Below are 8782 nucleotides of genomic sequence, written 5' to 3'. Positions count from 1 at the left end.
TCCCAACGTCGTAGAGTGCTAATAGAAACCCCCAAAGCTTGAGCGGCCTTACCTATCCCAACAAATCTATTCATAATACGTATTATTACATAGATATAAATAGATTACAAGTAAACTGTGTAAACCCCAATAAACAAGAACCTAAGATCGTACGCCCGACTATCGGATACTCCTGAAAACGTGATTGGGGAAAGATCTTCAAATCCGAAGTCTGCAGGAGGCAGTTGAAATGATTTTCAAGGCAGGTTTTTCAAGAATAAGCAGGCTTTCAAGAATAAAAGGATTTCTTTTAGAGAGCAGGGTAAAACCCTCTTGGAACCATTATATTTCTCCATTAAAGAATGGATTTTATGAAACAGTGCATATTATCAGTTATTTACCATGAGTGCAGCTTACAATTTACCGCAATATTTTCCTGTAAAAATTGTTTGATTTAGCTTGTTTCATTGTTTTTTAAAGCTTAAAAAAATCTTTTAGGATAATAAGATAAAATGTTCTCGTTCTCCCTCACATTTTTCGCATGCTAAATTCTGTACTCTTATCAGAAAACACATAGGATTGGATTTTCTGCCAACAGATGAGAATTCAAAAGTGAAGCCAATATGAACGGTCAATATTTTTATAAACTTTTGGAAAGGCGTTACGTGCCCTCCCTTGAATTTCCCCAATGTTTTTGTTCGTTAAAGTTTTTTTTGTTCATGAAGATGCTCTCATTGTGCCCTCAAAAGGTTTGATTTATAGCGAATGAAACGCCTTTGCATTTTTTTAAAGATTTTTTTTATGCTACACAAGCTACCAGCTTAAAAAAACAATGTGATTTCCAGCTTTTTCATAAGCCCCCCAACAGGCAAAGCACAGATCCTGAAAACAGATCCTGAAAATTGCCTCTCAAATTTCGCGAATATTTTAGGCAATCGGCTTCTATAAAAACTTTTACCACTACCGCCTTTGCGCTGCTAAAATATCTTGTACGGTTTTGACCAATTGTTCTTCATCGACTGTCACTTGTGCTGGTCGACTTTCACGCCATGTTTGATTATCTTTGATCTCATGCGACAACCGCGCCCCCTCAATCAAATCTTTGATTTGTATTTTCCCGCTCTCACGTTCTTGTGAACCTTGGATCACCACACAAGGAGCTTGGCGCCGATCTGCATATTTCATCTGTGCTTTTATCCCTGAAGCCCCCAAATAGAGCTCAGCCCGAATTCCTGCACCACGCAACTGCATGACCATTTTTTGATATTGTGCAACCGCCTCTGGCTCTTTATCCATCATCAGCACCACCACCGGCCCTGTTGTCTCCTTCATAGGCAACTTTCCAAGATTTTGCAAAGCAGCGATCAAGCGTGAAACCCCGATTGAAAAACCCGTTGCCGGAATGTTTTCGCCCCGAAAGCGTGCCACCAATCCATCATAGCGCCCCCCCCCACCAACGGAGCCAAAGACAACCTTTTGTCCATCATCATTGAGCACATCAAACAGCAATGTAGCCTCAAAAACAGGACCAGTATAATAGTCTAATCCCCGCACCACCGATGGATCAATCTTGATACGATTCTCAGTGCCATTTGCGGCAAAGATTTCTTGCATTTCCTCAAGCTCACGAATCCCCTCAAGTCCTTGAACATGATTACCAACCACTTTTTTAAGAGCGTCAAGCGTTTCCTCTGCTGTTTTAGCCTCAGCAGCAGTTAAAGAAAGAATACAATCAATCTCTTTGTCCTTAAGCTCGGCCCCTTTTGTAAAATCACCACTTTCATCCAAACGCCCTTTTCCTAAAAGCGAACGCACACCTTCAAGACCAAATTTATCCAATTTATCAATTGCTCTTAAGACAGTTAAGCGCTTTTCAGCCTGCTCATTTCCCCCCAAGCCAATTTGCTCTAAAACACAATCCAGAATTTTTCGGTTATTCAGACGAATGGCATACTCATGATGCTGAAACCCTAGTTTTTCGAGACTATTAGCTGCCATCATACAAATTTCGGCATCCGCTGCAACTGTTGGTGTTCCAACAATATCGGCATCAAACTGCATAAATTGCCGAAACCGTCCTGGTCCGGGTTTTTCATTACGGAAAACAAAGCCAAGACGATAACTGCGATAAGGTTTTGGCAAAACTTCAAAATTCTCTGCAAAATAACGTGCAAGAGGCGCGGTAAGATCATAGCGCAAAGACATCCATTGCTCATCATCATCTTGTAGCGAAAAAACGCCCGCATTTGGACGATCTGAATCCGGTAAAAACTTGCCCAGCACATCTGTATATTCAAAAATTGGTGTTTCCAGTGCTTCAAAACCGTAAAGTTCATAAACTTCACGAATTTGCGCAATCATTGTTTCCGTTGCATAAAGCTGTGCGCTTGTACGATCCACAAAACCACGGGGTAAACGGGCTTTAGTTTTTTCTTGTTTTGATGACATGTTTTTCTCTAACAACAATATGTATTCACAGATAACTCGTGTCTATCTTATAGAAACAAACGCTGCAATAACTTTATCAAATAGAACTTTATCGACTGGAAACTTGTAACAACATGGACAAGCTTTTGCTTTTAAAAGATGCCGCCCTCTCGTATTGATTTAGACTCTTGAATGGATAAGCTCTAATCTACCCATTTTTAAGTTACTCTAAAGCCATATACGCGATACGCAACCGGTCCCTTTAAAATCTTTTTTCTTTTACCTTTCTTCTCTTACTGCTTATCCTTCTTATCATGGAAATTTCATCACTTCACGCACCCCATTAAGCGCCGAAAAGCGTCTTAAAGCTTTGTGCAAATAATGGCTCAATTCTCGGGTTTCCAAAGCCTCGTCATCCTTGGCTTTAAGCGCTAAATTGGCTACATTGCTTGGAATCAATCTGCTAACCTTTGGCTTGACAGCATGCTTGGATTTGAACCCTTCGCCCACGCAACATGAAATGAAAAATACATCCGTGTTTTTTGAAAGAAACCACAAAGCAACAGTTGATTCTGGATAAGCCGGAAGCCCCCTCTTAAAAATCCCTCTCCCCAGAGCTTTTCAGATTTATCACAGAGGCACCCCTCTCAAGACATCAGTGTGCTTTGTGCTTGCTCTGCAAAATGATTGATAACATTTTCTAAATCAACAATATTGCGACCAGCATCTGTAATAGAGCGTGATACAGAGGGAATGACATTCTGCCAGAGTCTTTGAGGAAATTGATCTGCCAGTTGTGTTATGGTTCCGCCTTGGGCGCCAATACCAGGAACAAGAAACAGACTATTTTTTAACTGCTCTATTGTGTCTTTCGATTCAGCCCCTAATGTCGCGCCTATAACCGCACCTATAGGACCAACATCATGATGAAGAACCGGAGATTGAGTATTATAATTGCAAATGCACTGTGCAAGATGAAGAGAAAGTGCCTGATCACCGATAAGCGCATTTCGAATTTGCTTTCCCTCTGGATTAGAGGATTGAACAACCACAAAAACCCCTGCTCCTGTTTCTTCTGCAATCTTTATCAGAGGCACGAGAGCGTCGAAACCCAAAAAAGGATTAACTGTTATTGCGTCAGCTTTAAACGCACTGCTTGGACCCAGCCAAGCTTTCCCATAGGCTTCAGCAGTAGAGCCAATATCCCCCCTTTTTGCATCCGCCAGAACCAATAAGCCTTGTTCGTGTGCATTTTCAATGAGTTCTTTGAGAGCTTGAAGACCTTCCACCCCATATAATTCAAAAAACGCGACTTGCGGCTTTATAATACCCACTTTACCAACAACAGCTGCTAAGAGAATATCACAAAAATCTTTTAGGCCTTTATAATCAAAGCTTAATTTCCATGATTGCAAAACCTGATAACTAGGATCAAAGCCGATACAAAGTGGTCCATAGATTTCACGATTTTTGAAAAAAGTTGAACGAAACATTTTACCACCCAATACAATCTCTCTTTCAATTTTTCGATACAACCAAAAAAGAATTCATTGATAAAATCACGGTTAACACGTTTTCGTAAAGAATAAAATATCTTCTGCATTGATCTTATCCTTGAACAACTAAAAAACAGCGCATTCTCAATTTTTTACTTCTTTATCGTTGTTATCGTTATTTTGCAGACAATCATAGGCAAAAATCCATACATGAATTGAAAAGAATGCGTATCAACAAAGAGAGCACGTTTATGCGTCGGTCGCCCCCCCTTATTGAGATTTCTGAAATTGAAAATGAAATCACTCTGTGCCCACCTGCAACTCTGCAATGGGTTCCCTTACTAGAAACAAAAGAACTGCTCATCGCAGCAAACGGACACTGTGCAAGCTTTGAGTATAGCTCTCATCTAGAGCATTTTCTTTCTCAACTTTCATCGGGAAAGAAAATTGACATCGCAAAATTAAATGATAAACCATATAGACATGCGCAGGAGGAAATTTTAAAAACCGTAAAAGCGTTAGCGTCTTGGGGGGCGTTGTGACAAAGAAAAAATCCATGATTCTCGCTCAGATAGGACTTTTCCTCGTCTTGGGCTTTAGCAGTTTTGCCGATGAAACAGCGCAAGTTACATTTGCTCTCCACTTAGCAGAGAGCACAGCCTTTATTTCAATGCTGCTGTTTGCAGGGCTTCTTGGGGCAATTTGTGCCGGACCAATTGCCCCGCGTCTTTTGCATCGCTTGCAACCAGCGCGAACAGTACCCATTGTTTTATTGTTTGAAGCAATACTGATAGCCGCAGCCGCAATCGCCAACCAATTTTGGTCCTATATCGCTATTGCTTTTGCACTAGGCTGTGCTGGTTCAATCTTTTGGTCTGCTATCCTCGTTTCTGTGCCCGAATTGGCAAAAAATGACCAACAGCTAGACCGTATCAATCGTGTTATCCAAACGGTCCGTAATCTTGGTTACATTGCCGGACCACTGCTAGGGGGTGTGTTGTATGGTTTCAAACGGACAAAAAGGATTGTTTGCATTATCAATTATGGTTCTCTGTGCAGCCTTTATCACTACGTTCTGTTTTAAAAGTTTAACAATGCACGTGCAAACAACCAACACAGTGCAGCAAACTAAAAAAGGGCTAGATGTCAGAGGGCTCTTGCGTAAAAAAAATGTTGTCTATGCTCTTTCTCCCCTCATCCTCACTATTATCCTTACCTCTGCTCTCAACGTCTTATCGATTGTCCGCATCCGCACCGAACTGAATTTAAGCGCTGAGACCTATGGGGTAATTGCCAGCATGATAAGTCTTGGTCTCGTGGTTGGTCCACTCTGCTTCTCCAGCCTTTTCCACCGCTTTGGCAATGCTGCTGGTGCATCACTTGCCGCAGCAATCATTGGCTTTGCAATTTTCTGCTTTTCCCTCACACACATTGTATGGCTGATGATGCTTTCATTTTTTATCCTTGGGGGTGCCAACGGCGTGCAAAATGCCTTAATGGCAAGTTTTATGATGAAAGCCATTCAGAAAGAACACCGAAACAGTCAAATGCCCGCCTATATCTTCATCATACAAACAGCGGTGTGCCTTGGTTTTATTAGTGCGGGTTTTGTCCGTGTGGATTATACCCAAAGCACACTGATTATCATTGGCATCGCCACCATGATCGCAGGCATATTAGGCTTTATCGTGAACAGTGCCGTGCAAAAAAAGGAACACACAACAGCAAAAATACAATCATGACCTCAAGCAGCTTTTATAACCGTATATGGCAAGGAAAAATTCTCTTCTGAACCGCTTGGTATTTTTCAAAACATCGTCGAAAAAACAAAAAACAATATTCTTGCAGTGAACTGGCTGGTAAATCAAGAAGGATATCATTTCAACGAAATGTGTACAGCGGAAACAGGGCTAATAAAACTTCCTCAACAGATACCACAAAATGTATTTGATCATTTAACGACACTTCTCTGGAAACTTCATGAGCAACAATAAAATTCCTTTTTTCATCTATAGCACAGTTTTTCTTTCTGAATTTTCCTTTTTCTTTGTACTCCCTTTACTTGGAAACTCTTCTCTCTTAACCGCTGAAAACGTTGCGTTTTATCTCGCTGGATCAGTAATCCTTGAAAGCATTCTCATGGTAACCACAACGGGTTTATTAGAAAGATTTTCGCGTAAACTCTTAATGGCTACCGCCTTTATTTTAAGGAGCAGCGCTTTTGTATGCGTTATCCTATCGCTCATGCCTTCTGCATGGTTGATCTTTTTTACCTTAATGGCTTTTTCGAAAGCAATTTCAAAGCCATTTTTGAGAGAAATTTTATCAGAACATCTCAAGGGAAATGCTCTTAAGCGCGCATTAACCCTCTATTCGTTTTTTCAAAATGCCGCTGTCGTTATCGCTCCTCTTGTTGCAACGAGCGCCATAAAATATAACGCATCAGCTTTTCTCATGGTTTTTTTTGCACTTATTGGTTTGTATCTTTGTGTTTTATCCATTCAAATTGTTTATTACTACCCGCATAAAACATTATCTCTTGAAAAGGATAAAAAAACAAAGAAGCCTTTTCTTTCTTCTTTAAAAACAATAATACATAATCGTTCTATTGCTTATTTGCTGGTCACGGCTTTGCTTTGTGCATTCCTCATGGGAATTTTCATCACCACCACGACGCTTCTCAGTAAATTTGACAGCAATCTCGCTCCTTATAGTGGGGTTTTCTTTTCAATTGTTGGCATCAGTATTTGTATCTGGCAAGGAATAATCAATAAACATCTCAGCCTTTCTGATAAATCAACTTTCTACCTATTATGGCTTATGAGAACTTTCGCTGCATTTTTCCTCATGGGTGGCATCTTTACCGCTGTGACTGCGTTAATTACCTACAGTGTCTATGAATCTGTCATGGTTCCAGAAATATACTATCAAGCAGGGAAAACAACTACATCCCTCTCTGCCAGTGTTCTTTTTAGTTATATTCTTGTTATTTCAAATATTGGCCAAGCTGCCGGCTCATGGACAAGTGGATGGATCATCAGCCATTTCAACAGTCATATCGCTTTTCTTTTTGCCATGATTATTGGTGTCTCCGCCTTTGCTTCTTGCCTTTGCCTCATGCAAACTAAAAAAAATAAGGAACTTCCATGTCGCATAAAATTTTTGAAAACCGGTGGCACAACAAGAGTGCCTAGAACACTTCGCCACAAATGGCTCAATTATGAGTTTGTAACACACTTTGCTGCAAAAAACTCGAAACTGTTTTTAAAGATTTCTCTATAAAATCTGTTGCCAATTATCTCACAGCTGGAGGATTATGAGGTGGATTTTTATTTGCTCATGAAATTTGTCGCCTTCTCAAAGTACCATATTATCCATTTGCCTCTATGGTTGATCTTGAGACTTTAAGTGCAGCTATCGAAGAATTTTCTATCGATACCATCATTTGCCTGTCAAGTGTTGCAGATAAACTTATTATCGTATCTCGGAAGCAAAAATTAAAATCTCTAAAAAACCTATTTTATCTTGGAGAAGCCTTTCAACCTGAATCTGTTTTGAAAATAAAAGATATAATCCCTGACTTAGCTATTAAACCCCTTAAAGCTTACCACCCAAGAAACGGGCCCCATAGGTTTCCAATGTTCTAAATTTGATGAGAACATTTATCATCTTATATGCCCCCCGCAAAAGGAAAAAAGCCTCAAGGCTTTGGCAAAGAATTAACAGCAAAATAAGTCAAATATTTTTCGCCCTCCAAACAACAGCAACATTAAAGCATATATTCTTAAAACATGCAGTATACCCCAAAATGCTTCTCCCCCCATGCACCTTACAAGAACAAGAGATCGTCAACCTCATGGAAAATCTGTATCAGGATTTTTTTTTACCACTGGTCGAACTTCACAAACAGCTCTATTAAATGCACTCTCAGAAGCAAATAAAATAAATCTTATAATCAAAAAATGAAATGTTACGGAAAATCCTCAGTTTCAAGGCAAGCATAAAACTCATTCTCCTAACGAATTTGCTAAGCAATGTTGGTGTTTTTATGGTCGTTCCTTTTTTGGCGATCTATTTAAGCAAATTGAATTCTCTCAGTGCGATAGAAGTGGGGACCATCATTGGTATTGCTTTTTGGTGTCAAAGAGCAGGCTCTCTTTTAGGAGGCATACTTTCCGATTATGTCCATATCAAAAAAACCATGCTTTTGGGTTTAGCAATAAGAATTCCAGGCTATCTGATCATTGGTTTTACGCATAATTTTTACCTCCTGCTCCTCTCCTGTGTCTTCATTGGACTAGGAAGCAGTCTATATTTTCCTGCTGCAAAATCTTTTTTAGTAAAAAACGTCTCTCAAGCTGACAAAGTCGACATTTTATCGACAAGACTCATTTTTTCCAACATAGGGACCGCCATAGGCCCCTTGCTTGGAATGCTTATTTTTAAAATTCATCCTCCTTTATTGTTTAGTTTTGTTGGCTTTCTCTTTTGTTTGTTATTCCTTCTTAATTGTACATTAAAAGACAATACCAATACCAACACACACAATAAAATACATTTTTCTGATTTTAGAAAGTTACTCACCAACAAGTCGATGCTTGGCGTTTCACTGTTCACATTTTTGTTCAACTTTTTTTACATCCAATTCGAAATTACCATACCTGTATTCAGTGATCAGTTTTTTGGAGGAAGTGCTGCTTCTTTTATTTTTGTCTTGAATGCCTTCATCGTGATCTTTTTCCAAATATCTGTTTCAAAATGGGCATGTAAAGAAAATTCCAAAACGCCTCACATATTATCCTTTGTTTTATTTGGACTCTCATTCATTCTCCTCCACTTTCTTGAGCATTCTTATTTTCACCTCTTCTTAGCGATCATCC

Annotated in this window: 8 protein-coding genes and 1 pseudogene; 5 read left to right on the top strand and 4 right to left on the bottom strand. The window is 39.6% G+C overall.

Annotation, left to right across the window (positions count from 1 at the left end; translation table 11 throughout):
- The 4 genes from ABD915_RS10330 to pyrF form a co-directional block, all read right to left on the bottom strand.
- On the bottom strand, nt 1–74 hold a 74-nt coding region (locus ABD915_RS10330; protein ID WP_486303703.1), incomplete at its 3' end, for a MerR family transcriptional regulator.
- An 865-nt stretch (nt 75–939) separates the two neighbouring features.
- Nucleotides 940–2427: a histidine--tRNA ligase gene (gene hisS / locus ABD915_RS08370; RefSeq protein ID WP_345117335.1), complete on the bottom strand. Its 1488-nt coding sequence runs from the start codon at nt 2425–2427 to the stop codon at nt 940–942.
- 291 nt (nt 2428–2718) lie between these two features.
- Complete coding sequence (locus ABD915_RS08365; RefSeq protein ID WP_345117333.1) at nt 2719–2865, bottom strand: hypothetical protein; 147 nt, start codon at nt 2863–2865, stop codon at nt 2719–2721.
- A gap of 188 nt (nt 2866–3053) precedes the next feature.
- Nucleotides 3054–3899 (bottom strand): orotidine-5'-phosphate decarboxylase, encoded by an 846-nt coding sequence (pyrF, locus tag ABD915_RS08360; RefSeq protein WP_345117331.1) that lies wholly within the window; start codon nt 3897–3899, stop codon nt 3054–3056.
- 254 nt (nt 3900–4153) lie between these two features.
- On the opposite strand from pyrF, the gene ABD915_RS08355 reads away from it, so the two are divergent.
- From ABD915_RS08355 to ABD915_RS08335, 5 genes and pseudogenes are all read left to right on the top strand, one after another.
- Complete coding sequence (locus ABD915_RS08355; protein ID WP_345117329.1) at nt 4154–4444, top strand: hypothetical protein; 291 nt, start codon at nt 4154–4156, stop codon at nt 4442–4444.
- Nucleotides 4441–5644 (top strand): annotated as a pseudogene (locus tag ABD915_RS08350) (MFS transporter). The gene ABD915_RS08355 and the pseudogene ABD915_RS08350 overlap by 4 nt, the downstream one beginning before the upstream one ends.
- A gap of 238 nt (nt 5645–5882) precedes the next feature.
- Nucleotides 5883–7184 carry an MFS transporter gene (locus tag ABD915_RS08345; protein ID WP_345117327.1) on the top strand — a complete coding sequence of 434 codons (1302 nt, stop codon included), beginning with the start codon at nt 5883–5885 and terminating at the stop codon, nt 7182–7184.
- 104 nt (nt 7185–7288) lie between these two features.
- The gene (locus ABD915_RS08340; protein WP_345117325.1) at nt 7289–7549 is read left to right on the top strand and encodes a hypothetical protein; all 261 of its coding nucleotides are present in this window, start codon (nt 7289–7291) and stop codon (nt 7547–7549) included.
- 320 nt (nt 7550–7869) lie between these two features.
- A partial coding sequence (locus ABD915_RS08335; RefSeq protein WP_345117323.1) for an MFS transporter occupies nt 7870–8782 on the top strand: 913 nt, incomplete at its 3' end.

Origin of the sequence: Bartonella jaculi, from assembly GCF_039543045.1 — a bacterium.
Taxonomy (GTDB): domain Bacteria; phylum Pseudomonadota; class Alphaproteobacteria; order Rhizobiales; family Rhizobiaceae; genus Bartonella; species Bartonella jaculi.
This window is presented reverse-complemented; position numbering and strand designations above follow the sequence as displayed.

Excerpts from the sequence above, each read along its gene's own strand:
- ABD915_RS08355 (WP_345117329.1), top strand. The coding sequence starts at position 4,154 with ATGCGTCGGTCGCCCCCCCTTATTGAGATTTCTGAAATTGAAAATGAA.
- hisS (WP_345117335.1), bottom strand. The coding sequence starts at position 2,427 with ATGTCATCAAAACAAGAAAAAACTAAAGCCCGTTTACCCCGTGGTTTT.
- ABD915_RS08345 (WP_345117327.1), top strand. The coding sequence starts at position 5,883 with ATGAGCAACAATAAAATTCCTTTTTTCATCTATAGCACAGTTTTTCTT.
- pyrF (WP_345117331.1), bottom strand. The coding sequence starts at position 3,899 with ATGTTTCGTTCAACTTTTTTCAAAAATCGTGAAATCTATGGACCACTT.
- ABD915_RS08340 (WP_345117325.1), top strand. The coding sequence starts at position 7,289 with ATGGTTGATCTTGAGACTTTAAGTGCAGCTATCGAAGAATTTTCTATC.